This is a genomic window from Thalassobaculum fulvum (assembly GCF_014652915.1).
GTDB lineage: Bacteria > Pseudomonadota > Alphaproteobacteria > Thalassobaculales > Thalassobaculaceae > Thalassobaculum_A > Thalassobaculum_A fulvum.
Genome location: NZ_BMZS01000005.1, coordinates 1 through 25,114, shown reverse-complemented (window position 1 = coordinate 25,114; position 25,114 = coordinate 1). Strand labels below are relative to the sequence as shown.

The window sequence follows — 25,114 nt, the reverse complement described above, 5'->3', positions numbered from 1 at the left end:
CCTGGTACCGTCCGGTGGCCCGGACGGGTCGGTCAGATGTAGTTTTTCAGGAACGTTGCGATGTCGTCGCGCATGTCGGACCGGTTGAGCGCGAACGCCAGGTTGGCCTCCAGGAAGCCGACCTTGTTGCCGCAGTCGAACCGTCGGCCCTCGAACAGGTAGCCGTTGAACGGCTGCAGCCCGAGCTGACGGGCCAGCGCGTCGGTGAGCTGGATCTCGCCGCCGGCGCCCTTCTCCATGCGTCCGAGATCCTCGAACACCTTCGGCTGCAGGATGTAGCGACCGATCACTGCCAGGTTGGACGGGGCGTCCTCGGGCTTCGGCTTCTCGACCAGCCCGCGCACCTCGACCAGCCGGTCGGTGATGTCGCCCGGCTTCACCACGCCGTAGGCGGCGGTCTGCTCGCGCGGCACTTCCATCAGCGCCACCATGTTGCCGCCGACCTTGTTGTAGGCCTCGACCATCTGCTTGAGGCAGCCCTTCGGCGACAGGATCAGGTCGTCGGCCAGCAGCACCGCCACCGGCTCGGAGCCGACGAAGTTGCGGCCGCACCACACCGCGTGCCCGAGGCCGAGCGGCTCCTGCTGGCGGGTGAAGGCGAGCATGCCCGGCGCCGGGATCGTCTCCTTGACCAGCCGCAGCGCCTCGTCCTTGCCGCGCGCCGCCAGCATGTCCTGCAGCTCGTAGGCGTGGTCGAAGTGGTCCTCGATGGCGGTCTTGCCGCGACCGGTGATGAAGATCAGCTCCTCGATCCCGGCCTCGCGGGCCTCGTCGACCGCATACTGGATCAGCGGCTTGTCGACGACCGTGAGCATCTCCTTCGGCATCGACTTGGTCGCCGGCAGGAAGCGAGTGCCGAGACCGCCGACCGGAAAGATCGCCTTACGCACGGGTACGGGCATGATGTCCTCTCGAGACAGCCGCCGCATCGGCGGAACCGGGCGGGTTATCGCCCGAACACCCCGAACCGCGCAACTGCGCTGAGGTCACGGGCGGCCGAGCAGCGTGTCCTTGGCCCGGTTGATCTGGGCGGCGACCCAGGACGATCCGCCGCGGTCGGGGTGGTTGGCCATCATCAGGCGACGATGGGCCTCGCGGATCTCGTCCTCGGTGGCGCCTTCGGACAGCCCCAGAATCTCCAGCGCCCGGGCCCTGGTCATGGTCCCGTCGCCGGCCGACGACGACGCGCCGCCGGGGCGGTCCTGTTCCTCGCCACCGCCCGCCTCAGCGCCGGTGCGCTCGATCCACGCGTCGAGCACCTGGGCCGACGCCGGATCCTCGGCGACCTCGCGGCGCAGCGACTCGAGCTCGCCCGGGGTCAGCGTCGAGAGCCGGCGTCCCGCCAGCCTTCCCTCGAGGACCTCGCCGTCCAGTTGCCCGGTGTCGTGATCCAGGCTCATGGCCAGGAACCGGGTCCGCACGCCGGTGCTCTGGCCCGGGGTCGGGCCGCGCGCCGCCTTGGCGGCGTTGCGGATCGCCCGCACCACCCCGCCCCAGCGGATCACGAACGGCAGCAGGACGGTCGCCGCGTACAGCACCCAGTCCAGGCGCCCGCGCAGCATGATGAACAGGCCGAGCGCCGCCAGCAGGCCCAACCCGACCCACTTCGCGATCCTGAGAATGACCTTGGGCTCGGTATCGAGCAGCCACCGGCCCATGAGGGCGAGCCCGACCACCAGCGACAGGCCCAGTAGGACATAGGCCATGAGTCAGCGTCCCAACTGGTTGGTCAGCAGCTTCACCGCCTCGCCGCGCTTCGCGCCGAAGTCGGCCAGGGCCTTGCGTCCGCCGGTGGCGTAGACCGCGACCGCGGCCAGCAGATCCTTCAGCCGGTCGGCGCTGGACAGGTCGAACGGGCAGTACGCGCCCCGGGTCAGCCGGGCGATCTGCCGGAACGCATCGCCGGCGATCGGGTCGCCGCCCTCGTGGAACACGAAGACCGGCACCCCGAGAACGCCGAGCTCGCCGGCGGCGTGGCAGACCGCGTCGATGTCCTCCTCGAAGGCGTCACCGACGAAGATCAGCGCATCGACCTTCCGGCGCCCGGTCTCGGCCTTGGCGTGGTTCAGCACCTTGGCGATCTGGGTCTGGCCGCCGAGGCAGTCGACGCGGGTCATCACCCGGCCGAGCGCGTCCGGGTCGGAGTACCACTTCGAGCTCTTGCACTCGCGGAAGCCCCGGTAGAACACCAGCTGGACGTCCAGCCCGCCGAGCGCCGCGGTCTCGTGGAACATCGCCGCCTGGATGTGACAGGCCCGGTCCCAGGTCGGACGACGGCTCGCGGTCGCGTCCAGGGCGAATACCAGCCGGCCGCGCCGGGATCCGCCGGGCCGGGCCGGCATCGCCCGCACCGCATCCAGGAAGGCGTCCACCTCGGAGCGGGTGGAGACATCCTGCACCGGGCGTTCGGTAGGCATCCGATCTCGTCGTGTCGTCATGGCGATCCGTCGTGGCGACCGATGAGGTTAGAATTGGGATCATGATGCGGCGTTCCAACTGCCCCGGTCCAGTTGCATGACGGTGAGCGTGCGGCCGATGACCCCCGACGACGCGCCGGCGGTCGCCCGGATGGCCGGCGAGCTGTCCGCCCACGAAGGGGTGGCGGCGCCGCCGTTCGACGCCGACTCGGTGCGGCGCTGGGGATTCGGCCCCGACCGCCGGTTCGACGGGGTCGTGGCCGAGTTCGGCGAGCGGGTGGTCGGCTACGCGCTCTACCACGACGGCTTTCACGTCGGGCGCGGCACGCCGGGACTGATGCTGATGGACCTGTACGCCGACCCGACGGTGCGGCGGCGCGGCGTCGGCCGGGCCCTGATGGCGGCGGTCGCCGAGGCCGCCCGCCGGCGCGGCGGGACCTGGGTGGTCTGGCAGGTCCACCCCGAAAACGTCGAAGGCCTGGCGTTCTACCGGGCCCTCGGCGCCCGGCGCTACCGCGCGGCGGATTTCGAGCTGGAGGTCGGAGACTGAACGGACGTCGGGTCAGGACCGGCGCGGCGCCCGTTCCGGCAGCTGCAGCGAATTGATCAGGGCGCGCACCTCCTGACGGGCGGCGACGTGCGACATCCGCGGCTTGGCGCCGCCGTCGCGGTGCGACTGGTCGAACACGTCGAGCATGGTCAGGCCCTGCAGGAACAGCTCCCGGAAGATCACCCGCTCGCTGAAGCCGGGCGCCAGCCGGAACCCGATCCGCCTGGCCAGCTTCTCCAGCACCTCGCCCATCTCGCGCTTGTTGTTGGCGTCGAGGTTGGACAGCCGGTTGCGCATCACGATCCAGTCGATCGAGCCGCCGTCGCGCTTGGCCCGCGCCTTGCGCTGCTCCCAGACCATCTCGGCGTAGACGCTCGGCCGCTGCACCTCGCCGGTCCGGCCGTCGACATGGGCGACCACGTCCAGGTCGACGAAGCTGTCGTTGACCGGGGTCACCAGGGTATCGGCGTAGGAATGGGCGACCCGGGCCAGGAAGCTGTCGGTGCCGGCGCAGTCGATCACCACGTAGTCGACCTCGGCGGTCAGCCGCCCAAGGATCGCCTCGAACCGCGCCCGGTCCTCCTCCTGCGCCTCGTTCCGGTTGACCTTGTCCGACGGCGCCAGGAAGAAGTGCCGCGGCATCGGCAGCGGCATGCGATCGCGCTGCATGGTGGCGGCCCGGTTCGACAGGTACCGGGTCAGGGTCCACTGCCGGGCGTCCAGGTCGATGGTCCCGACCTTGTAGCCGAGGCGCAGCAGCGCGACGGTCAGGTGCATCGACGTCGTCGATTTGCCGGAGCCGCCCTTCTCGCAGCCGACCACGATCACGTGCGCCGGCGCGGGCGCCGCGGCGGGCGCTCCCGTCTTCGCCGCCTGGGTGTTCACGTCCTGGGCTAGGTCCGCCACCGGCATCGTTCCCGAAAATCCATCCCGGCCCCTCGATACCCGGAGCCCCGGGGCGGTTCAAGGGCCGGTCGTGCCGGCCGTCACCCGCCAGCGATCCCGCGCCGGCCGGCCAGAGCCCGGTCCTCGATCCGGATCCGCCATGCCAGGACCGCCGCGTTGGCGGCCCCGAATCCGAGCGCCATCCACGGCAATCCGAGCGCCAGGGCCAGCACCGGGATCTCCAGGGCGACCACCAAGTAGTTCGGATGCCGGATCCAGCGGTACGGTCCGCGCCGCACCAGCGGCGCCGTCGGCACCGTGACGATCCGGGTGGTCCAGTGCCGTCCCAGGCTGGCCAGAACCCAGACGCGGCCGGCCTGCAGCATCAGGAACAGCGCCAGCCACCAGGCGCCGACCGGCCCGGGGGCCTGGAGCGCCAGGGCGGTCAGCCAGGCGGCATGCAGCGCGACGATCACCGGGTAGTGCTCGCGGCCGTGCTCGACCGCGCCCTCGGCCATCAGACGGGCGGTGTTGCGGCGGGCGACCGCCAGTTCGGCCAGCCGCTGGGCGGCGACCAGCAGGATCACGATGCGGGCCGGGTCCGGAAGGTCCATGGCTCAGAGCTCCAGCAGGTCCAGGGCGGCGGTGAAACCGGGGCCGAGCGCCAGCAGCAGGTGGCAGCCGCGGGCGCCGCGGTCGAGGGCGCGCCGCAGCACCATCAGCACCCCGGCGGCCGAGGCGTTGCCGAACCGGCTCAGCACCGCCCGGCTGTCGTCGAGCGCGCTGTCGGCAAGGCCCAGCGACTCGCCGACCGCGTCCAGCACCTTGGGGCCGCCCGGATGGCCGACCACGCCGTCGAGATCCTCGATCGACCGGCCGTGCCGCGCCAGGAACCGCTCGACCACCGGCCGCAGCCGGGCCGCCAGGAACACCGGCAGGTCGCGCCGCAGTTCCAGGCCGAAACCGGCGTCGTCGATCCGCCAGCCCATGACGTCGAGCGAGTCCGGCCAGGTGTGCTCGGCCGTGGCCCCGATGCGCGGCGCATCCGGGCCGGCCTGCAGCACGACGGCGGCGGCGGCGTCGCCGAACAGCGCGCTGCCCACCACATTGACCGGATCCGGGTCGAGCCGGAACGCCAGGCTGCACAGCTCGACCACCAGGCACAGCACCACGCGACCCGGCGCGGCCCGGGCCAGTTCGGCCCCCCGCGCCAGCCCGATCGCTCCACCGGCGCAGCCCCAGCCGAACACCGGGGTGCGCCGGACATCGGGCCGCAGGCCGAGCGGCGCGATCAGGCGGGCGTCCAGGCTGGGCGCCGCGAACCCGGTGGTGGAGACGCACAGGACGTGGTCCACGTCGCCCGCCGACAGGCCGGCGGCGGCCAGGGCACGTCCGGCAGCCTGTTCCAGCAGCGCCGGTGCCGCCTGCTCGAAGGCGCCGGCCCGGTCGGCCCAGCCGTGCGGCCGCCGGTACCAGTCGACCGGCCTGGCCAGCCAGCGCTGGTCGACGGTGCTGGTGTCGAAGATCCGGTCGAGCGCGCGGTTGCCGGCGAGGCTGTCGGCGAACACCTCGCGGGCCAATGCCCGCACCTCGTCACGCGACGCGCGGTGCGGCGGGACCGCCGTCTCCAGGGCCAGAATCCGTACGGGTTGCATGCCGCAAGGATGGGCCGACGTCCCCGGTATTCAACTCGCGTTCGCGTGACGACGGCTGGCGACGCCCGTCGCCCCGTGGGTTCCGGCTCTGCGCGACGGGGTCGCTTCGGCCGGAATGACGACTTTGAGAGGAGCCCCATTCTTGTCGTCATTCCGGACGAGGCGGACCGCATGTGCGGGCCGCATCGAGCCGGAACCCACGGAGCGATAGCAGGTCCCGAACGGTCAGAACGACCGCGGCAGACCCAGCACGTGCTCGGCGACGTAGGACAGCACCAGGTTCGTCGAGATCGGCGCGATCTGGTACAGCCGGGCCTCGCGGAACTTGCGCTCGACGTCGTACTCCTCGGCGAACGCGAAGCCGCCATGCGCCTGCATGCAGATCTCGGCGGCGTGCCAGGCCGCCTCGGACGCCAGCATCTTGGCCATGTTGGCCTCCGGCCCGCAGGGCTGGCCGGCCTCGAACAGCCGAACGCCCTTCTCGGCCATCAGCGCCGCCGCCTCGGTCTCGGCATAGGCCCGGGCGATCGGGAACTGGATCGCCTGGTTCTGGCCGATCGGCCGGCCGAACACCTCGCGGCTCTTGGCGTACTCGGTCGCGGTCCGGATGAACCAGCGGGCGTCGCCCAGGCTCTCGTGCGAGATCAGCAGGCGCTCGGCGTTCATGCCGTCGATGATGTAGCGGAAGCCCTTGCCCTCCTCGCCGATCAGGTTCTCGGCCGGCACCACCATGTCGTCGAAGAACACCTCGGTGGTGCAGTGGTTCACCATGGTGCGGATCGGCCGGATGGTCAGGCCGTTGCCGACCGCCTCGCGCATGTCGACCACGAACACCGACAGCCCGTCGGTGCGCTTCGCCACCTGGTCCTTCGGGGTGGTGCGGGCCAGCAGCAGCATCAGGTCGGAATGCTCGGCGCGCGAGGTCCAGATCTTCTGGCCGTTGACCACGTAACGGTCGTTGCCGTCCTTGCGGGCCGTGGTGCGCAGCGACAGGGTGTCGGTGCCGCTGGTCGGTTCGGTCACGCCGAACGCCTGCAGGCGCAGCTCGCCCGAGGCGATGCCGGGCAGCCACTTGCGCTTCTGCTCCTCGGAGCCGTGCCGCAGCAGGGTGCCCATGATGTACATCTGGGCGTGGCAGGCGGCGCCGTTGCAGCCGCTCTTGTGGATCTCCTCGAGGATCGCCGCGGCGGCCCGGATGCCGAGCCCGCTGCCGCCGTACTCCTCGGGAATCAGCACGGCGAGATAGCCGGCCTCGGTCAGCGCCTTCACGAACTCCGTCGGATAGGCCCGCTCGCGGTCCTTCTCGCGCCAGTAGGCGCCGGGAAAGCGGGCGCACAGGTCGCGGACCGCGGCGCGGATGTCCTCGATCACGTCGTCGGGGGTGGTCATGGCCGGCACCTCGGTCGGCTGCGCCATGGGAACGCTCTCCTCGCAATCCGGGATCGGGCAGTGGCGGTCGGAGTCACATAGACCCGGCCGGCGGGCAGGTCGAGCGCTGAAAAGGAATTTCGCACGAAGACACTTTTTGCGTGCATCATAATTGGTAAATTATTATCTTCCGTTAATCCGTGGCGTGCCCCCACACGCCCGACATCCTCCGTCCCATCGTGGACCAGACTCGGAGCCGAGGATTGCCCCCCTCGGCTCCGTTTTTCTTTCGGGACGAAAGCCCCGGGACGCCCCTTACCGGCGCGGCTTCTCGAACACCGCCATGGCGATCCCGACTCGACCTTCCTTCACGGCCCGCCGCAGATTGCGGTGCTTGTCGGCCGCCGCCGGCCCCATGATGATGTCGCCGGCCTGCAGCGGCGGCCGCTCGCCGGCCGCCTTGCGGGCGGCCGTCGCCTCCTGCTGGCGAAGCATGTGGGCCCGCGAGTCGTTGGTCAGGTCGCGGAACGTCCGGGTGCGCAGCCCGACCTCCTCGGCGGTCGTCACCATCACCGACGGCGACATCAGGAAGCTGACCAGGCGGTCGCCGGCCCACGGCAACGGATAGTCCGGCTCGCCGGCCACTCCGGCGACGACGTCGTAGAACCCGAACCGGCCGCCGGGCTTCAGGACCCGGTGGATCTCGCGATACATCGACCGCTTGCGCTCGATGTTCATCGAGGCGTGGATCGAGACCACGCGGTCGAAGGTCGCGTCCTCGAACGGCAGCGCCAGCGCGTCGCCCTCGACCACCGTGATGCGCCGCGACAGGCCGACCAGCTTGTTCAGCTCGCGGTTGGCCTCGCACAGCGCCGGCGTCAGGTCGAGCGCGGTCACCCGGGCGTCGTAGCGCGAAGCCAGCACCCGCGACGGGCCGCCGATGCCGGCACCGAGGTCCAGCACCTTCATGCGCTTGCGGATCTCCAGCGCGTCGAGCAGTTCGATCGTGGCTTCGTGGCCGCGCACGTGCATCTGGTCGAGGGCCGCCAGGTGGTCCAGCGTGACGCCGCCGCGATCGATGCCGTGCTCGGCGAGACGCGCGATCAGCGCATCGGCCAGCGAGCCGCGCGCGTAGTGCTCGGCGACGAGGTCGTTGATCTCGATAACCATGGTCAGCCCCAGAGTGCGGTGTCGGCCGGGTACACGATGCTGCCGTCATAGCGCATGCCGGGCTCGCGGTCCTTCGCCAGCAGCAGCGGCGCGTCGAGGTCGACCAGGTCGACGCCCTGCGCCACCAGCATGCCCGGCGCCATGCCGAGCGAGGTGCCGATCATGCAGCCGACCATGATGCCGAATCCGCGACGCTCGGCTTCGGCGCGCAGGCGCAGCGCCTCGGTCAGGCCGCCGGTCTTGTCGAGCTTGATGTTGATCTTGTCGTACTTGCCGGCGAGCGCGTCGAGGGTCGCGGTGTCGTGGCAGCTCTCGTCGGCGCACACCGGCACCGGGCGCTCCAGCCCGAGCAGCCCGGAATCGTCCTTGGCCGGCAGCGGCTGCTCGATCATCTCGACCGCCAGCTCGCGCAGCCTCGGCGCCAGGTCCCGGTAGGTCGCGACGTCCCAGGCCTCGTTGGCATCGACCACCAGGCGGGCCCCCGGAGCGTTGGCGTGGATCCGCGCGACCCGGTCGAGATCCAGGCCGTCGCCGGTCATCTTCAGCTTCAGCAGCGGCCGGTCGGCGTTGCGGGCGGCGGCCTCGCCCATCGCCTCCGGCGTGTCGACCGACAGGGTGAACACCGTCGTCACCGTGCCCGGTGCCGACGCCAGTCCGGCGGCCCGCCACACCGGGATGCCCGACCGCTTGGCCTCCAGGTCCCAGAGCGCGCAGTCGACGGCGTTGCGGGCAGCGCCCGCCGGCAGCGCCGACAGCAGGCCCTCGCGGTCGAGGCCGCCGGCGATCGCGTCGGCCACGCCGCGGATCTCCCCGATCACGCTCTCGACGCTCTCGCCGTAGCGCGGGTAAGGCACGCATTCGCCACGCCCGACGGCATCGCCGTCGCGGATCGTGGCGACCACGACCTGCGCCTCGGTTCGCGCTCCTCGGGAGATCCGGAACACGCCGCGGATCGGCCAACTCTCCATGGCGACGGACAGGGTTCGGGGCATCGGGGTCCTCATCGGTGGGGCATTGCGGCGGTCAGGCGTTGCGGCTCGGGCGGTTCCCGGCCGTCACTTCACGGTCAGCTTGGCGATCTGCACGTTGATCACCTCGTCGGCCGGCACGAACTTGTGCAGGATCTTCCAGGCGTTGTCGCGGACCCGCTGGATGCCGTCATAGCCGTTCAGGTCGCTCGGCGTCAGGCTGCTCAGGTAGATGATCATGGCGTCGCGGATCCGCGGCTCCTGTGCCGCCATCGTCGGGCGCACGCCCTCGTCGCGCATCTCGACCGCCAGGCTCAACAGCAGGAACACCGGATAGCTCCGGTTGGTCTGCAGGTTCACCACGAACTCCGGCAGCACGTAGATGCTCGATCCGGGCGGGCTCGGCTTGCTGGTCGGCGGTGCGCCGGGGTCCTGCTGCTTCTCCTCCTCGTGCGCGGCCTGCTGGCCGCCGCCGAAGCCGGGGATCGCGACCCCCGGCACCAGGCCCGCCACCAGCGCACCCAGACCGGCGCCGATCAACAGCAGCAGCGGCAGCAGCACGAACAGGATGAGCTTCTTCATGACGGGCGGGTCCGCACAACTCGGCCGATCGATTGAGATCGCGCACAACTGGCCCTAGGTTTAGCCGACCGAACCCCGTGCGACCACGCCCTGCGGATGAAAGCGGACTTGTCGATGGCAGAGCCGGCCGACGACAGCTGGAAGGAAATGGTCAAGGCCCAGCCGGCCGTGACCGACGCCGACCGCCAGCCGGCGGCGGCGCCGAAGGCTGCCTCGTTCGCGCTCGAGCTGACCGAGGACGGGCTGCTGCTCAAGATCCGCCGGGAGGACGGCCGCATCGCGCTGGTGGAGCTGTCGCCGGACATGGCGCTGTACCTCCGCGAGTACCTGAGCAACGGCCTGGCCACCATCGGATACTTTCCGCCGAAATCTTGAATCGCCGCGTTCAGTCCGGTTCCCGCGATACCGCATCCGGATCCGTCGCGTCGATGTCGCCGGCCATGTGCTGGGCGACCAGGTCCTGCACCAGTTCCGAGATGCGCCGGCGGGCCTCCGGCTTCAGCGAATCGAACGACGACTGCGCCAGCAGCAGGTCCACCACCTGCCCGCTCTGCACCGCCCTCAGCATGTCGCGGTACGCCTCGGTGCGCTCGCCGACGACCTCGGCAACGCAGCGCGCGAACAGCTCGAGCGCCTCCTGTTCCGAGAGACCTGGCATCCCATCCGCGCCGCCCGGCGGTCGGCCCCGGCGACGCCCCCTCGGTTGCTCCGATCACCGCCCGACAGCGTATCCCTGCATGCCTCGCGGATTGGCGGCCGCCTTCAGCATGTCGCCGTCCTTCGCCGCCGCGGTCAGACGACCCTCCGACCAGTCCTCGCCGACCTGGACGTCGTGCCCGCGCGCGGTCAGCCCGTCGACCGTCGCCTGCGGGAACCGTCCCTCGACGACCACCCGGCCCGGCTTGCGGCCGCGCGGCCAGAACGAGCTCGGGAAGTGCTCGCTGTGGAACGCCGGGCAGTCGATCGCCTCCTGCAGGTTCATGCCGTGGTCGGCATGGTGCAGGAACAGCAGCAGCGACCACTGATCCTGCTGGTCGCCGCCCGGCGTGCCGAACGCCAGGTACGGCTCACCGTCGCGCAGCGCGAAGCCCGGCGACAGCGTGGTGCGCGGCCGCTTCTTCGGGGCCAGGGCCGACGGCGACCGCTCGTCCAGCCAGAACATCTGGGCCCGGTTGCCGAGGCAGAACCCGAGTTCCGGGATGATCGGCGACGACTGCAGCCAGCCGCCGCTCGGCGTGGCGCTGAACATGTTCCCCTGGTTGTCGATGATGTCCATGTGCACGGTGTCGCCGGAGGATACTCCGCTCTTCGACACCGTCGGCTCGCCGACTCCCATGCTCTCCAGTGCCCGCGGGTCGACCGAGGCGTCGACCCCGAGCGCGGCGTCCAGCGAGCGCTCGTAGCCCGGCACCGTTCCCGGCCGCAGATCGAGCGAGGCGCGGTCGCCGATCAGCGCGCGCCGCCCGTCGTTGTACGGCTTCGACAGCAGGACCTGCATCGGCACGTCGACGAAGTCCGGATCGCCGTAGAACGCCTCGCGGTCGGCGAACGCCAGCTTCATCGCCTCGACGACCGCGTGGACGAAGTCGGGGCCGGTCGGATCCATGTCGCCGACCCCCATGCCGTCGAGGATCGCCAGCGATTGCAGCAGGGTCGGCCCCTGGCTCCACGGCCCGGCCTTGCAGACCCGGTAGCGGCCGTAGTCGTAGGTCGCCGGATCCTCGTAGCCGGCCTGCCACCCGGCCATGTCGTCGGCGGTCAGCAGGCCGCGGTGCCGGCGGCCCGAGACGTCCATCAGCGGCTCGGCGTGCACGAAGCTGTGGACCGCCTGGGCCACCCAGCCCGTCGCCCAGATCGCCCGGGCCCGATCGATCACCGCCTCGCGCGAGCCGCCGCCGGCCTCGGCCTCGGCCAGGATGCGCGCATAGGTCTCGGCCATCGCCGGGTTGGCGAACAAGGAGCCCGGCTGCGGCGGCTTGCCGCCCTTGAGGTAGACCGCCGCCGAGGTCGGCCACTCGGTCTCGAACAGCTCGCGCACGGTCTCCACGGTCGCGGTGATGCGATCGACCACCGGGTAGCCGTTGCGGGCGTAGCCGATCGCCGGTTCGAGAACCTCGCGCAGCGACCGGGTGCCGTAGTCGCGCAGCAGGGTCAGCCAGCCGTCGAACGCGCCCGGCACGACCGCCGCCAGGAACCCGCTGCCGGGAACCAGGTCCAGGCCGAGGCCGCGGTAGGCGTCGATGGTCGCCGCGGCCGGCGACGGCCCCTGGGCGCACAGCACCCGGACCCGGTCCTCGCGCTTGCTGTAGAACACCGCCGGCAGGTCGCCGCCGGGACCGTTCAGGTGCGGCTCGACGACCTGCAGGGTGAAGCCGCAGGCGACCGCCGCGTCGAAGGCGTTGCCGCCGCGCTCGAGCACGGCCATGCCGACGGCCGACGCCACCCAGTGCGTTGACGTGACGACGCCGAAGGTTCCGCGGATCTCGGGGCGGGTGGTGAACATCGGTGCTCTCGCTGGCGCGGTTCTCGCATGGAGGAAGGCGGCCACTATAGGTGCGGGCCGGATCGCTGGGCAAGGTTTGCCGGGACGGGACGCCGCCGCCCGGGCGGGGCCGCCGCCCCCCCCGGAATCGTTTGCCGGGATCGGCCGGATCGCGTATGGTGTCAGGTGGCCGAGAAACGGCTGGTTCCGGCGTGCGCGTGCACCACGGGGCCTGCGGCAGAAACAGGAGTCTTTGCCGTGTCGAACGCAGAGCTGGCGCTGGGCATTCTGGGAGGCGGGTCGAGTCTCCTGTCGGGTTCGACAGGTGCGCCCACGGTCTCCGCGCTGGTCGGATTCAAGAACTATCAGAGAGACCAGGTCGCCGCGCGGCAGGCGTTCGCCAACCGCGAGGACATCAAGCGCGACCTCAACGAGTTCAAGAAGGCGGTCGGCAAGCTCGACACGGTCGACGACCTGCTGAAGGACCGCAAGACCCTGACCTTCCTGCTCTCCGCCTTCGGCCTGGAGAGCGAGCTCAACAACCCGGGCAAGCTGAAGGCGGTCTTCAACAGCGACCCGAACGAGATCAACTCGTTCGCCAACCGCCTGGCCGACAGCCGGTTCGGCGAGATCGCCAAGTTCCTCGACACCCCCCAGTTCGGGCTCAAGAACCTGCGGATCTCGGACAAGCAGTCCCAGATCATCGACAAGTACCTGACCAACGCGTTCGAAAAGTCGCTGGGTGCCCAGAACCCCGCGCTGCGGGACGCTCTGTTCTTCCTGCGCCGGATCGGCACGGTCGACAGCACCTACGAGATCCTCGGCGACCTGCCGCTGCGGACGATCGTCACCGATGCCCTGAAGCTGCCGGCGCAGATCGCCAACCAGTCGGTTCAGAAGCAGGCGGCGCTGATCGACGCCAAGCTGAAGCTCGACGCCTTCAAGACGTCGAGTTCGACGGCGAGCACCCGCAACCGCCTGGACATCCTCAACGGCGACCTGACCAGCATCAGCACCGCGAACGCTGCGATCCAGAAGAGCCAGACCGTCGTCGACACCCTGGTCAGCCAGCTCGAGGGCCTGCGGGTCAAGTATGCCGACTACGATTCGTTCACCGATCCGGCCGGCGTCAACGCTGCCGAGATCACGGTCCAGCAGGCGGCGATCCCCGACCTCCTGAAGCAGCGCGGCCTGGTGGCGGCGGCCAACGGCGCCGTGCTCGATACGCGCGCGGCCCTGACCGAGCTGGAGGCGCTGTACAACAAGGCCCGCAACGCCGGGTCCGCGGACGAGCTGACCGGCATCCAGGACGACTTCATCGCGATCGCCGACAAGATCCTGGGCGACAGCGGATACATCAGCGGGGCGACCTACTACGACCCGAACGGCGGCACGACCCAGAACCTGCTACGCAACGGCACCGGCGGCGCGCTGCCGGCCGGCACCGACACCACCGCCGACGAGCTGTCGGCCACGATCGACACCGACGGGACCCGTGTGGTCACAAAGTCGACCGACCTGGCCGGCTTCCTGGGCGACCTGCAGACCTTCCGGGACGGGGTCGCCAACGCCAGCTTCGCCTCGCTCGCGACCGACCTGGACGCCGTCGACGCCAACTTCGACGCCGCCAAGAGCTCGTTCAAGGCGGCCGAGTTCCAGACCCAGATCAACGTCGCCAGCATCAACAACGCCCTCGCCGCGGTCGACTTCGCGGCCGAGCTCAACACAGACCAGCTGGCCCTCGGCTTCGAGTCGACGGTCGACGCCCTGGATCGGGCGGCGACCATCGAGAGCGTGCTCGACGACATCCGGGCGCTGGCGGTCGACGCCACCGATCCGGGCGCCGATCTGACGGCGATCAACACCGAATACGCCGACCGGGTCGCCCAGCTGACCGACCTGATCCAGAACGCCGGGTCGATCACCGACGGCACCACGACGGTGAACCTGGACAATCTGCTGACCGCCGGTCCCACGACCTACACCGTGCAGACCGGCACGGACGTCCGGGCCGAGGGCGGCGACCTCGCCAACGACATCCTGGCGGCGCTGCCCGGTACCATCACCGCCGGCAACGCGGCCCAGCTCAAGACCGACATCGACGACGTCTACAAGGTCGCGCTGCAGGACACGGTCGACAACCTGACCCGCGACCAGAAGGTCCTCGACTTCGCGTTCAGCACGCTCGACCCGCGCGGTGCGCTGGACGCCCAGATCCGCAAGATCCAGTCCGACCTCGATACGACGCTCGAAGGTGCGCAGTCCGACAAGGTCAACCTGCTGTCGCCGACCGCCAACGACCTGCGCGTCAACCTCGATTCCCTCGGTTCGACGATCTTCGTGGACTCGCAGGACGGCTTCAAGGGCGACTTCCTGGCCAACCTCGAGGCGTTCTCGACCACGGTGCTGACCGGCGGCACCATCGCTCAGCGCACCTCAGCATTGAACGACCTGCTGTTCACCGCCGGGCGGGCCCAGGCCAACCTGAAGGCCGAGACCTATGCTCTGAAGGTGCAGCAGTCGGTCATCACCGAGGAGCGGACCCTGCTGGAGGGCGACGGCGGCGGGGCGAGCGAGTTCCTCAAGCCGATCGAGTACACCGATGAGGCCCTCAGGTTCATCGAGCGCTACCTCGTCCAGAAGGACCTGGAGGCCCAGGGCGTCTCGGTACAGGGCGGCGCCTACAACGCCCAGGCGGCGATCGCCAGCCAGATCGGCTCGATCCTCCCGCAGGGCAGCGGGCTCGGGCTGAACCTGCTGGCGTGAGTCGGCCTCCCGGCGGTCGGCGGGGCCGCGGCCTCGGTTCGCGTCGTATCAGGTGCCGGCGACCAGCGGGGCGGTCAGCCGCCGAAGTGCCGCGATCACGCTGAGCGCGGTGATCTTCCCGGTCTTCGGATTCTCCTCGCTCGGCACGTTCTCGATGGTCATCGTGAAGCGCGCGCTGTCGGCGTCGACGGTGATGGTGTGCATGTTCCGGGTCACCGCCGGGTCCGCCCAGATCTCCAGGCGGGTGGCGTCCGGTCCGATGCCGGCCAGCGACAGCGCCGCCGCGACGTTCACGTTCGCCGGGAAGCCGGCCGCGCCCTCGCGCGCCGTCCCCTCGAACACCCGCTTGGCCTCGGTCAGCCCCTCGACCGCGATGCCGTTCTCGACCAGATAGGGTGCTCCGGCGAGGCCGAGCGGCGGCTTGCGGGTGACCAGCCGGACCTCGCGGATGGTGCCCTCGGCAGCCGCCCGAACCGCGTCCAGGCCGATCAGCGCCCCGGTCGGCACGATGATCCGTGCCCCGGTCCGGCGCGCCCGGTCGACCAGGTCCATGTGCCGCAGCATCGCCCCGACGCTGATCGGCATGAAGATCCGGCCGCGCTCGACCGCCGGACCGGCGACGTCGGCGAAGGCAGCGGCCGGCACGCACTCCACCACCACGTCGGCGTGCTCCGCCAGCTCGCCGAGCGGCACCACCGGCACCGGTGAGGCGAAGCCGCTCATCACCCGCTGTGCCTTGGCGACGTCCCGGGCCGACACGGCCGTCAGGCGAAGCCCTTCGAGACGCCCCTCGTCCAGCGCCTTCGCGACCGCCAGGCCGATCGCCCCCAGCCCACCGACCGCGACCGTCAACGCTCCTGCCGCTGGTTGTGCCGACACTTTGCCCTCGCCGTTAACACGTTGATGATCCACGATGCGTTCCTAGCCCCAGCCCGCGGGTGAGTCCAGGCGTGCAGGAGGATACCCGCCGACGATGCGATCCGCGACGACACTGCTGGCGGCGTCCCTGCTGGCCTTCTGCGCGACCGCAGCCGGGCCGGCCGCCGGCGCCGAGCCGCCGTGCCTGGCCGCCCGCCTGATCGTGCCGTGGGGCGCGGGCAGCGGCACCGACCTGATCTTCCGCGCCCTCGCCGACGCCGCCAACCGGGCCGGCGCGAAGCCCCGTCTGGAGGTCGTCAACATCAGCGGCGAGGAGGGCGTGCGGGGAACCGAGATCGCGGCCAGGGCACGCCCGGACGGCTGCACCCTGCTGGCGGTCCACCAGAGCCTGATGACCAGCTACATGGCCGGGATGTCCTCGGTGAACTGGGACGACCTGACCCCGGTCGCCCGCCTGACCCGGACGCCGATGGTGGTCGGCGCCCGCACCGGGGCGCCGTTCTCGACCCTGCCCGAGATGCTGGGGGCGGCCGGCAGCGCCGACGGCGTCTCGGCCGCCAGCACCGAGGGCCTCGCCAGCCACTTCCTGTTCCTGCTGATCGAGGACCGGACGAAGGTCGCGTTCCGGCACGTGTTCATGGAGGGCACCCGGCAACGCCTGTCGGCGCTGCTGAACGGCACGGTGGACGTCGGCGAGATCAACCTGGCGCTGGCCCGCCGCCTGGTGCCGGAGGGCCTGCTGAAGGCCGTCGCGATCACCGCCCCGGCCCGCGCCAACGAGCTTCCCGAGGTGCCGACGCTGCGCGAGCAGGGCGTCGACCTGGCCTTCGCGATCGACCGCGGAGCGATGCTGCCGAAGGGCGCCAAGCCCGAACTGGCCCAGCACTACGCCAAGCTCTTCGAGGCCGCGCTCGATGCGCCGGACGTCCAGGCACTGCTGAAGCAGCACGGCACAAGCGACGGCTTCCTCGCCCTCAAGGCCTATGCCGGCTACTGGCAGGACAGCTTCGCGGAATGGCGGCGGGTCGCCAAGGCGGCCGGCCTGTACAAGGCGGCCGACTGAGCGGCGAGGCCATGGTGCCGGAGTGCTACGTCCCGATCATCCGGGGCGACCGGCTGGCCGCAGAGGTGCCGCAGATCGACCGGAAGCTCGTCCAGGACCGACCGCTGCCGGCCGGATCCGGCCCCCGCCTGCCATCCCCTCGGCGCGCGGGTGCCTGCCATGCTTCCGGGACCAGCGTTCGCGGTGGTGCTCGGCCGCGGTCCGTTCTATTTTCTCGCCGAAACGCGGCCGCCACCGGGGTCCCCCGGCGCCGGGCCGCCGTCCCAGTCAGCCGGCCGCCCTGCGACCGGCGTCTTTCCGTTGCGAGGGGGTATCCGTGGCGACGATCCAGCATCCGTATCTTCTGTTCCTGGGCGACGCACCCGATCAGCTGGCGGCGAAGACCGCCAACGGGGTGAAGGTCTGGCGCCCGGAGTGGTGCATCGGCCAGTTCCGGCTGCCGGGCTGCAAGGCGGATCTCGGCCTGCCCGACGTGAGCATCGAGGAGGCGGCCGCCCAGGGGGCGAAGACCGTCATCCTGGGCGTCGCCAACCGCGGCGGCTTCATTCCCGAGTCCTGGATCGTCGAGCTGGTGAAGGCGCTGGGCCTCGGCATGGACATCGCGTCCGGGCTGCACACCAAGATCACCGCCATTCCGTCCCTGAAGGACGCGGCGGAGCGCAACGGCCGCAAGCTGTTCGACGTCCGGCACCCGAGCCGCGACTACCCGGTCGCCAGCGGCAAGCCGCGCCCGGGCAAGCGGCTGCTGACCGTCGGCACCGACGTGTCGGTCGGCAAGATGTTCACCACGCTGGCCATCGAGAAAGAGATGCGGGCGCGCGGCCTGAACGCCGACTTCCGCGCGACCGGCCAGACCGGCATCTTCATCGCCGGCGAAGGCGCCTCGATCGACGCGGTGATCGCCGACTTCATCTCCGGCTGCGTCGAGACCCTGGCGCCGGCCAACAGCGAGGACCACTGGGACCTGATCGAGGGCCAGGGCTCGCTGTACAACGTTTCCTACTCCGGCGTGACCCTCGGCCTGATCCACGGCGCCCAGGCCGACGCCCTGGTGATGTGCCACGAGATCGGCCGCCCGCACATGCGCGGCCTGCCGGACTATCCGGTGCCGGAGATCCCGACCGCCATGGACACAATCCTGCACATGGCCAAGATGGTGAACGAGGACGTGAAGTTCGTCGGCGTCAGCCTGAACACCTCGAACGTCTCGGCCGACGAGGCGGCGGCGTTCAAGGCGAAGACCGCCGAGCAGACCGGCCTGCCGGTGGTCGACCCGCTGAAGGACGGCGTGGCGCCGATCGTCGACCGGTTGCTGGCGGGGTAACACCGGCCGCGACAACCCTACAGGGAGGGACCGGGATGATTGCGTCAGCGAGACTTGCCACGATCGTCCCGGCCCTCGCCCTGCTGTCCATGGCCGTACCGGCCCTGGCCGACGGCCCGCGCTTCGCGGTGTACGGCGACATGCCCTACACCGACGCCGACCAGGCGTTCCTGGACGGCCCGGCGTCCGCGCGGCTCGCCGGCGACGCCGGCGTCGACTTCGTGATCAGCGTCGGCGACCTCGGCCGGCCGGAAACCGCCTGCGCCGACGACTGGCAGGTCCGCCAGCGCAGGATGTGGCGCGAGGGCTTCCGCAGGCCGGTGATCCCGACCCCCGGCGACAACGACTGGACCGACTGCGACCGCAAGCAGCTGTCGCACCCGGTGTCGGAGCTCGGCCGGCTCGACGCCTTGCGCCGCATCCACTTCGAGACACCGCCGCCGGGGATCGACCGGCAATGGCGCTGGCGCGCCCAGCACGGCCAGCCGGAGAACGCCATGTGGGCGACCGGCGGCGTGCAGTTCGCCACGCTCCACGTGGTCGGCACCGCCAACGGCCGCGCCCAGATCGAGCTGGACGACAAGCAACTGGCCTGGGCGCTCGCCGACGCCCGCGACCAGGCCAACCGGGTGTGGCTGGCCGAGACCTTCCGGGCCGCCCGGCAATCCGGTGCGAAGGCGGTCGTGATCGCCATGCAGGTCGACCCGTTCAACCCGAAATATGTCGATCCCGGCAAGCCGGCCCCGGCGGACCCGCTGGCCCGCTGCCTGGCGAGCTCGCCGTTCGCGCCGACCTGCCGGGCGCTGGTCGGCGAGGCCCTGGGTTTCGCCGGGCCGGTGCTGCTGGTGCACGGCGACACCAACCCGGCCTGCCTGGAGCCGATCGACTCCGCCGACGGCCGCCGGCTGTTCTGGCGGCTGAACGCCTGGGGCGATTTCAGCTCGCCGCCGGCCATCGCCGTCGTCGACATCGAGCCCGGCGATGCGGCCAGGCCGTTCCGGGTGAGCAGCCTGCTGGACGACGGCCCGACGCTGCCGGCCGCCTGCCGCTACTGACCGCTTCCGCACCCACTGGAGACCGAGATGACCATCCGCCGTACCCTTGCCGCTCCCGTGCTCGCGGCCGCGCTGCTGGCGACCGCACCCGCCCCGGTCGCGGCCCAGAGCCTCAACGACCTGTCGAAGATCGGCGGCGGGATGCTCTCGGGGCAGTCATCGTCCTCGTCGTCCTCCGGCGGCTCGCTGCTGAGCGGCCTGTCCTCGGGCTCGACCTCGCTGGCCAGCCCGCAGAACACCGCCGGGGCGCTGGCCTACTGCCAGCAGCAGGGCTATGCCCCGGACACCGCCACCACGGTGAAGGACCGGCTGCTCAGCAAGATCGGCGGTCAGCCGGCGGCGTCCCAGGACAGCGGGTATCTCAGCGGCCTGTCCGGCATCCTGCAGGCCGGCGACGGCGGCTCGTTCGACCTCAGCAAGCTCAAGGGCGTGATCGGCCGCAAGGTCTGCGGCGCCATCGCCGACCGGGCAGTCTCCAGCTTCCTCGGCGGCTGAGCGCTACTCGCCGCGGGCCTCGGCCTCGAGCCGGTCGGTCGCGGTCTCCAGGGTCTCCTCGAGCCGGGCCATGAACGCCTTGCGGTCGAGGCCGGGCGGGATCGGCGGCAGGAACTCCACCACGATCCGGCCGGGCCGCTTCCAGAACGCGTTGCGCGACCAGTACATCCCGGAGTTCAGCGCGACCGGGACCACCGGCAGGCCGAGCCCGACATAGAGCGCCGCGGTCCCCGGGTGGTAAGGCGCCTTCGTCCCCGGGGCCACCCGGGTGCCCTGCGGGAAGATCAGGATCGCCCGGCCGGTCGCCGCCGCCGCGCGGGCGTCCTCGACCATCTGCCGCAGCGCCTTGGCGCCGGCCTTGCGGTCGACCGGGATCATCTCCATCGCCCGCATGTACGGGCCGACGATCGGCACCCTGACCAGCTCCTGCTTCATGACCGCCGCCGGCCGGTCGAGCAGCTCGGTGAAGTACAGGGTCTCCCAGGCCGACTGGTGCTTGGCCGCGACGATCGCCGCGCCCTTCGGCAGGTACTCGGTGCCGCGCAGCTCGACGTCGATGCCGGCGACGACGCGGGCCATCGCCACCAGCGTGCCCGACCAAAACCGCGAGACCTTCTGCACCGCCCTGCGGCCGAACAGGAACGACGGCAGGCCGAACACCCCCACCAGCAGCGTGAAGGCGTAGAACAGGATGTTGAACAGGAGACTTCTGACGAGGATCATCCCTCGGCTATAGCGAGCCGCCGCCCAAAGCGCCAGATGCCGTGACCGACTCCGCCGCCCTCGCCGACCGCCTGCGCCCGATCCTGGAGGATGCAGCGCGCCGTGGCGTCACCCTGACCTATCTGGAGCTGGCGAGCGCCGCCGGGCTCGGGCCGCCGCGGGCGATCCACCGGATCACCGACGCACTCGAGGACCTGATGCGCGCCGATCACGCCGCCGGCCGGCCGCTGCTCGCCGCCGTGGCGGTGTCGGCCAAGCGTGGTGGCCTGCCGGCCCCCGGGTTCTTCCGCCTGGCCGCCGAGCTCGGCCTGTACTTCGGCCCGGAGCACGGCGACCAGGCGGCGCTGTTCCATGCCATGGAACTGCAACGGCTGCACCCGCCCCGCGAACCTTCGGCATAGGCCGGCCCCCTTTCCCGTTCCGGAACCGCGGCAGGTCCTCCGCGTTGCCGGAACGGGAGATGAGAAACCGATGAACGAGATCAGGACGTTCCTGGACCAATGGTGGCTGGTCGGCCTGTGGCTGGCCGTCACGGCGACCTGCGTGCTGTGGTTGCTGCGCGACCTGCGGACCCGCAACCCCGAAATCGCGGGCCTGATGCAGTTCGTGTGGATTTTCACGGTCGCCTATTCCGGTCCGCTGGGCCTGTGGATCTACTGGACCGCCGGCCGCAAGCAGATCGCCCGCGACAGCATGTGGCGGCGCGGCGCCCGGTCGGTCGCACACTGCTACTCGGGCTGCGGCCTCGGCGAGATCGCCGGCGTGCTGGTCACCGTCGGCCTGCTGTCGCTCGGCACCTGGTGGGCCGCCGGGACCACCTTCGTGCTGGCCTACGTCGCCGGCTTCGCGCTGACCGCCGGCCCGCTGATGCAGGAGGGCGTCACGCCGGCGGTTGCCGTGCGCGACGCCTTCTACTCGGAGACCGCCTCGATCACGGTGATGGAGGTCGTGGCGATCGGGGTCGACCTGCTGCTCGCTCGCTCCGCGACCATGGCCGACCCGCTGTTCTGGTCCGCCCTGATCGTCTCGCTGACCGCCGGTCTGGTGGCCGCCTATCCGGTCAACGTCCTGCTGATCCGCTGGGGCGTGAAGGAAGGCATGCACGACCCGCGCGAGCTGGCCGCCTGACCGATCGCGTCCCGGCTCAGGCGGTCTTGCGCGGCTGCACGCCGCGGCGCAGGTTCACCAGCCGGTTCAACAGGTCGAACCAGAACGGCGCGCCCAGGGACACCGCCAGGGCCGTGATCAGCCAGCCCAGCCAGTTCAGCAGCCAGCCCGTGCCTCCTCCGGTGGACGGAAAGATCTGCTTCCTGGCCGAGTCCCAGTCCATCCAGAAGATCGGCAGCTTCCCGAAGGTCTCGTTGCCGCCCTCGACGGCGGTGACCAGCCCGAGAATCGGCTTGCAGGTCTTGTCGGCGGCCCGGTCCGCGGCACCGAGCCCCAGGCACTTGTCGAAGGTCTCCTTCGAGGTCTGGTCGGTGAACTGCTCCGCGACCGCCACGATCGCCTCGCGGGCCTCCTTGTTCCTGTACAGGAAGCTGGCGACGTCGAGCGTCTGGATGTTGAACGCCACGGCGGCGAACAGCCCGATCCCGAAGCTGATCAGCTTGATCCGCTGCTTGTAGACCTCGCCCATCATGGTGAGCGACTGGTCGACCCAGTGGCCGACCGCGCCGATGAACTTCTCCACATCGTTCGATGCGCTCTGCGCGATCGCCTGCAGCTGCTTCTTCAGGCTCGTGTCGCCTTCGAGTCCGTTGATGGCCTTGACCAGGTCGTCCATCGTCGCGGCCGTCGCCTCGGCACCGCGCGCCGCCCCGATCAGCACCCGGGCGACGATGTCGGGATCGACGTAGGAACCGGGCTTGCCGTTCGGGGTGAGAAACGGTGCCAGGGCCGGGTTCGCCTGCAGGGCCGCCCTGAGCTTCTCGTCGTCGATCAGCTTGGTCAGGTCCTCGGCGAGCTGCTTGCCGCGCAACTGCAGCTTCTGCGCGATGAACTCGTTCATGATCGTGACGTACAGGCTCACGCCGAGATAGATCAGGCTCATGCCGATCGCGACATCCACGATCGCCGTGAAGTTGGTCATGTGTCCCTCCGCTTCACCCGCCGGCGACGTTCGCCGGGCCTCCAGGCGGCCACTTGGCGCAACCATCGCGATTATACACGAGGCCGCATCCAGCCATCGATTTTAGGCGGCGGGCGCGGCGCGGCCTCCCCCGTTCGGGCGATGCGCCGAATCACGATTGATATGACGACCCGGCACCAATGACCCGGCATCCGGGCTTCCCCCGGCGCCCCGCGTCCGCCTAGGATCGCGGCCAGGAGGAACGCTCATGACCGACGACAACGCACCGCTCGGCCTCGGCCGCGGGCTCACCAACTACGGCGACAACGAATTCAGCCTGTACCTGCGCCGCTCGATGGCGTCGTCCATGGGCTACAGCCGCGAGATGCTGTCGAAGCCCGTCGTCGGCATCTGCAGCTCGGGCAGCGGCTACAACAACTGCCACCGGCTGATGCCGGAGCTGGTCGAGGCCACCAAGCGCGGCGTGCTGGCGGCCGGCGGCCTGCCGATCGAGTTCCCGACGATCTCGCTCGGCGAGACCTTCCTGAACCCGACCTCGCTGATGTACCGCAACCTGATGAGCATGGACGTGGAGGAGATGATCCGCGCCCAGCCGATGGACGCGGTCGTGGTGATCGGCGGCTGCGACAAGACCCTGCCGGCCCAGCTGATGGGCGCGGCCAACGCCGAGGTGCCGGTGGTGTACGTCGCGGTCGGCCCGATGCTCACCTCGCCCTACGACGGCGAGCGGCTGGGTGCCTGCACCGACTGCCGGCGGTTCTGGGCGAAGTTCCGGGCCGGCGAGGTCGACGAGCCCGGCATCCGCCGGATCGAGGGCAGCCTGGCCACCACGGCCGGCACCTGCGCGGTGATGGGCACCGCCAGCACCATGGCCTGCATCGGCGAGGCGCTCGGCATCATGCTGCCGGGCACCGCGGCGATCCCGGCGGTCCACGCCGACCGGCTGCGCGCCGCCGAGGCCTCCGGTGCCCGGGCGATGCAGCTAGCCGTCGCCAAGGGCAAGGGCCGGCTGCTGCCGCGCGACATCATCACGCCGAAGTCCGTCGAGAACGCACTGCGGGTGCTGCTCGCCATCGGCGGCTCGACCAACGCCATCGTGCACCTGACGGCGATCGCCGGCCGGCTCGGCATCCCGGTGCCGCTGGACCGGCTGAACGTCATGTCCGACGAGACCCCGGTGCTGGTCGACCTCAAGCCGACCGGCGCCCACTACATGGAGGACCTGTTCGCCGCCGGCGGGCTGGTCGGGGTGCTGAAGGAGCTGAAGCACCTGCTGCACCTGGACGCCATGACCATTACCGGCGAGACCCTGGGCGAGCGGCTGGAGGCCCATACCGGCTGGGTCGACCACGAGATCGTGCGGCCGTTCGACAAGCCGTTCCAGGAGATGGGCGGGCTGGTCGCGCTTTTCGGCAGCCTGGCCCCGCGCGGCGCCATCCTGAAGCGCTCGGCCGCCGACCCGACCCTGTTCGAGAAGGAGGGCCGGGCGGTGGTGTTCTCGTCGCTCGAGGACATGGCGGCGCGGGTCGACGACCCCGACCTCGACATCATGCCCGACGACATCATGGTGCTGCAGAACGCCGGCCCGAAGAGCCCGGCCGCCATGCCCGAGGCCGGCTACCTGCCGATCCCGAAGAAGCTGGCGCGCCAGGGCCTGAAGGACATGGTGCGGATCTCCGACGCCCGGATGAGCGGGACGGCGTTCGGCACCATCGTGCTGCACGTCACACCGGAGGCTGCCGACGGCGGCCCGCTCGGCCTGGTCCGTACCGGCGACCGCATCCGGCTGTCGGTCAAGGACCGCAGGCTCGACCTGCTGGTCGACGAGGCGGAGCTCGAGGAGCGCCGGGCCGCCGCCACCCCGCAGGCCGTGCAGCCGACCTTCAAGCGCGGCTACCGCAAGATCTACATGGACCACGTGCTGCAGGCCGACGGCGGCGTCGACTTCGACTTCCTGCGGTCGGTGGAATAACGAGGGGAGCGATACCGATGTCCGAGATCCAGACCGAGTTCGTGATGGAGATGCGCCTCAGCGTCGCCATGCCGCTGACCGCCCTCGGCAACACCCAGTACGGCGACCGGCGGATCGCCCGGGTCACCGACGGCACCTTCGAGGGGCCGAAGCTGAGGGGCACGGTGCACGACGGTGGCGGCGACTGGATCCTGAACCGGACCGACGGGGTCACCCAGCTCGACGTCCGGCTTACCATGCAGACCGACGACGGGGCGCTGATCTACATGACCTACAAGGGCCTGCGACACGGCCCGGCCGACGTCATGGCCAAGCTGGCGGCCGGCGAGCCGGTCGATCCGAGCCTGCTGTATTTCCGCACCGCCCCGTTCTTCGAGACCGCCGCCGACGGCAAGTACGCCTGGATGAACAAGGCGGTCTTCGTCGCCACCGGGCGGCGCGAGCCGAGCGGCCCGATCTACCGGGTGTTCCAGGTCCTTTAGGGTCTGGCGCGCTCGTCGCCTTGTGGGTTCCGGCTCGGCTGCGCCAATAGGGGCGCATCCGTCCGGAATGACGAAAAAGAGGGATTGCCCGAAAGCGAGCGCGGTCCTCCCCTGTCGTCATTCCTGTATGCGCGGGCCACCGTTTCGAGATGGCGAGGAGTTGTTCGCGATCTGGATTTGGAGGCAGAG

Annotated in this window: 26 protein-coding genes; 11 read left to right on the top strand and 15 right to left on the bottom strand. The window is 70.6% G+C overall.

Translation table 11 applies throughout. The annotated features are described in order from the left end of the window. Positions 1-32: 32 nt before the first annotated feature. The 3 genes from galU to IE246_RS11820 all read right to left on the bottom strand — a co-directional run bounded on the left by galU (position 33) and on the right by IE246_RS11820 (position 2,417). Positions 33-902: a UTP--glucose-1-phosphate uridylyltransferase GalU gene (gene galU / locus IE246_RS11830; RefSeq protein ID WP_189989720.1), complete on the bottom strand. Its 870-nt coding sequence runs from the start codon at positions 900-902 to the stop codon at positions 33-35. 84 nt (positions 903-986) lie between these two features. Beyond that, complete coding sequence (locus tag IE246_RS11825; RefSeq protein ID WP_189989718.1) at positions 987-1,706, bottom strand: DnaJ domain-containing protein; 720 nt, start codon at positions 1,704-1,706, stop codon at positions 987-989. 3 nt (positions 1,707-1,709) lie between these two features. Further along, positions 1,710-2,417 (bottom strand): vWA domain-containing protein, encoded by a 708-nt coding sequence (locus tag IE246_RS11820; protein ID WP_189989717.1) that lies wholly within the window; start codon positions 2,415-2,417, stop codon positions 1,710-1,712. A gap of 118 nt (positions 2,418-2,535) precedes the next feature. Here IE246_RS11820 and IE246_RS11815 point away from each other — a divergent pair, with 118 nt between their 5' ends. After that, positions 2,536-2,967 carry a GNAT family N-acetyltransferase gene (locus IE246_RS11815; protein ID WP_189989715.1) on the top strand — a complete coding sequence of 144 codons (432 nt, stop codon included), beginning with the start codon at positions 2,536-2,538 and terminating at the stop codon, positions 2,965-2,967. A gap of 12 nt (positions 2,968-2,979) precedes the next feature. Here IE246_RS11815 and IE246_RS11810 read toward each other — a convergent pair whose 3' ends face one another. The 7 genes from IE246_RS11810 to IE246_RS11780 all read right to left on the bottom strand — a co-directional run bounded on the left by IE246_RS11810 (position 2,980) and on the right by IE246_RS11780 (position 9,595). After that, a complete protein-coding gene (locus IE246_RS11810; RefSeq protein WP_189989713.1) occupies positions 2,980-3,879 on the bottom strand; it encodes a division plane positioning ATPase MipZ in 900 nt (299 codons plus the stop codon). 74 nt (positions 3,880-3,953) lie between these two features. Next, complete coding sequence (locus IE246_RS11805; protein ID WP_189989711.1) at positions 3,954-4,466, bottom strand: isoprenylcysteine carboxyl methyltransferase family protein; 513 nt, start codon at positions 4,464-4,466, stop codon at positions 3,954-3,956. A 3-nt stretch (positions 4,467-4,469) separates the two neighbouring features. Next, positions 4,470-5,507 carry a type III polyketide synthase gene (locus IE246_RS11800; RefSeq protein ID WP_189989709.1) on the bottom strand — a complete coding sequence of 346 codons (1,038 nt, stop codon included), beginning with the start codon at positions 5,505-5,507 and terminating at the stop codon, positions 4,470-4,472. A gap of 225 nt (positions 5,508-5,732) precedes the next feature. Continuing rightward, complete coding sequence (locus IE246_RS11795; protein ID WP_229836986.1) at positions 5,733-6,923, bottom strand: acyl-CoA dehydrogenase family protein; 1,191 nt, start codon at positions 6,921-6,923, stop codon at positions 5,733-5,735. Between the two features lie 267 nt (positions 6,924-7,190). Continuing rightward, positions 7,191-8,045, bottom strand: coding sequence for a class I SAM-dependent methyltransferase (locus IE246_RS11790; RefSeq protein WP_189989707.1), 855 nt, complete (start codon positions 8,043-8,045; stop codon positions 7,191-7,193). Positions 8,046-8,047: 2 nt separating this feature from the next. After that, the gene (gene dgcA, locus IE246_RS11785; protein WP_189989705.1) at positions 8,048-9,037 is read right to left on the bottom strand and encodes an N-acetyl-D-Glu racemase DgcA; all 990 of its coding nucleotides are present in this window, start codon (positions 9,035-9,037) and stop codon (positions 8,048-8,050) included. A gap of 63 nt (positions 9,038-9,100) precedes the next feature. Next, on the bottom strand, positions 9,101-9,595 hold the full coding sequence (locus IE246_RS11780) for a flagellar basal body-associated FliL family protein (protein WP_189989703.1): 495 nt from the start codon (positions 9,593-9,595) through the stop codon (positions 9,101-9,103). Between the two features lie 114 nt (positions 9,596-9,709). Here IE246_RS11780 and IE246_RS11775 point away from each other — a divergent pair, with 114 nt between their 5' ends. Beyond that, on the top strand, positions 9,710-9,970 hold the full coding sequence (locus IE246_RS11775; protein WP_189989701.1) for a hypothetical protein: 261 nt from the start codon (positions 9,710-9,712) through the stop codon (positions 9,968-9,970). Between the two features lie 10 nt (positions 9,971-9,980). Here the strand turns inward: IE246_RS11775 and IE246_RS11770 are convergent, their stop codons facing one another. After that, positions 9,981-10,253 (bottom strand): hypothetical protein, encoded by a 273-nt coding sequence (locus IE246_RS11770; protein WP_189989699.1) that lies wholly within the window; start codon positions 10,251-10,253, stop codon positions 9,981-9,983. Positions 10,254-10,307: 54 nt separating this feature from the next. After that, positions 10,308-12,098 carry a gamma-glutamyltransferase family protein gene (locus IE246_RS11765; protein WP_189989697.1) on the bottom strand — a complete coding sequence of 597 codons (1,791 nt, stop codon included), beginning with the start codon at positions 12,096-12,098 and terminating at the stop codon, positions 10,308-10,310. A gap of 237 nt (positions 12,099-12,335) precedes the next feature. Here IE246_RS11765 and IE246_RS11760 point away from each other — a divergent pair, with 237 nt between their 5' ends. Next, positions 12,336-14,843 carry a DUF1217 domain-containing protein gene (locus IE246_RS11760; protein ID WP_189989695.1) on the top strand — a complete coding sequence of 836 codons (2,508 nt, stop codon included), beginning with the start codon at positions 12,336-12,338 and terminating at the stop codon, positions 14,841-14,843. A 48-nt stretch (positions 14,844-14,891) separates the two neighbouring features. Here the strand turns inward: IE246_RS11760 and IE246_RS11755 are convergent, their stop codons facing one another. Next, positions 14,892-15,722 carry an aspartate dehydrogenase gene (locus IE246_RS11755; RefSeq protein WP_189989693.1) on the bottom strand — a complete coding sequence of 277 codons (831 nt, stop codon included), beginning with the start codon at positions 15,720-15,722 and terminating at the stop codon, positions 14,892-14,894. Positions 15,723-15,816: 94 nt separating this feature from the next. Here IE246_RS11755 and IE246_RS11750 point away from each other — a divergent pair, with 94 nt between their 5' ends. From IE246_RS11750 to IE246_RS11735, 4 genes are all read left to right on the top strand, one after another. Next, positions 15,817-16,785, top strand: a complete 969-nt coding sequence (locus tag IE246_RS11750) for a tripartite tricarboxylate transporter substrate binding protein (protein WP_189989691.1) — start codon at positions 15,817-15,819, stop codon at positions 16,783-16,785. Positions 16,786-17,101: 316 nt separating this feature from the next. Then, positions 17,102-18,109: an N-acetyltransferase DgcN gene (gene dgcN / locus IE246_RS11745; protein ID WP_189989689.1), complete on the top strand. Its 1,008-nt coding sequence runs from the start codon at positions 17,102-17,104 to the stop codon at positions 18,107-18,109. Positions 18,110-18,144: 35 nt separating this feature from the next. Beyond that, entirely contained in the window at positions 18,145-19,164 is a 1,020-nt protein-coding gene (locus IE246_RS11740; protein ID WP_189989687.1) for a hypothetical protein, read from the top strand. 27 nt (positions 19,165-19,191) lie between these two features. Further along, entirely contained in the window at positions 19,192-19,659 is a 468-nt protein-coding gene (locus IE246_RS11735) for a DUF2501 domain-containing protein (RefSeq protein WP_189989685.1), read from the top strand. 3 nt (positions 19,660-19,662) lie between these two features. Here the strand turns inward: IE246_RS11735 and IE246_RS11730 are convergent, their stop codons facing one another. Then, the gene (locus IE246_RS11730; protein WP_189989683.1) at positions 19,663-20,382 is read right to left on the bottom strand and encodes a lysophospholipid acyltransferase family protein; all 720 of its coding nucleotides are present in this window, start codon (positions 20,380-20,382) and stop codon (positions 19,663-19,665) included. Positions 20,383-20,423: 41 nt separating this feature from the next. Between IE246_RS11730 and IE246_RS11725 the strand changes: the two genes are divergently transcribed. Together IE246_RS11725 and IE246_RS11720 are read left to right on the top strand one after the other, a co-directional pair. Beyond that, positions 20,424-20,783 (top strand): hypothetical protein, encoded by a 360-nt coding sequence (locus IE246_RS11725; protein WP_189989681.1) that lies wholly within the window; start codon positions 20,424-20,426, stop codon positions 20,781-20,783. A gap of 70 nt (positions 20,784-20,853) precedes the next feature. Then, positions 20,854-21,510, top strand: a complete 657-nt coding sequence (locus tag IE246_RS11720) for a DUF4396 domain-containing protein (RefSeq protein WP_189989679.1) — start codon at positions 20,854-20,856, stop codon at positions 21,508-21,510. A 16-nt stretch (positions 21,511-21,526) separates the two neighbouring features. Here the strand turns inward: IE246_RS11720 and IE246_RS11715 are convergent, their stop codons facing one another. Next, positions 21,527-22,471 (bottom strand): hypothetical protein, encoded by a 945-nt coding sequence (locus tag IE246_RS11715; protein ID WP_189989677.1) that lies wholly within the window; start codon positions 22,469-22,471, stop codon positions 21,527-21,529. Between the two features lie 247 nt (positions 22,472-22,718). Between IE246_RS11715 and IE246_RS11710 the strand changes: the two genes are divergently transcribed. Both IE246_RS11710 and IE246_RS11705 read left to right on the top strand, forming a co-directional pair. Further along, on the top strand, positions 22,719-24,443 hold the full coding sequence (locus IE246_RS11710; protein ID WP_189989675.1) for a dihydroxy-acid dehydratase: 1,725 nt from the start codon (positions 22,719-22,721) through the stop codon (positions 24,441-24,443). A 17-nt stretch (positions 24,444-24,460) separates the two neighbouring features. Continuing rightward, entirely contained in the window at positions 24,461-24,925 is a 465-nt protein-coding gene (locus IE246_RS11705; protein WP_189989673.1) for a DUF3237 domain-containing protein, read from the top strand. Positions 24,926-25,114 lie beyond the last annotated feature (189 nt).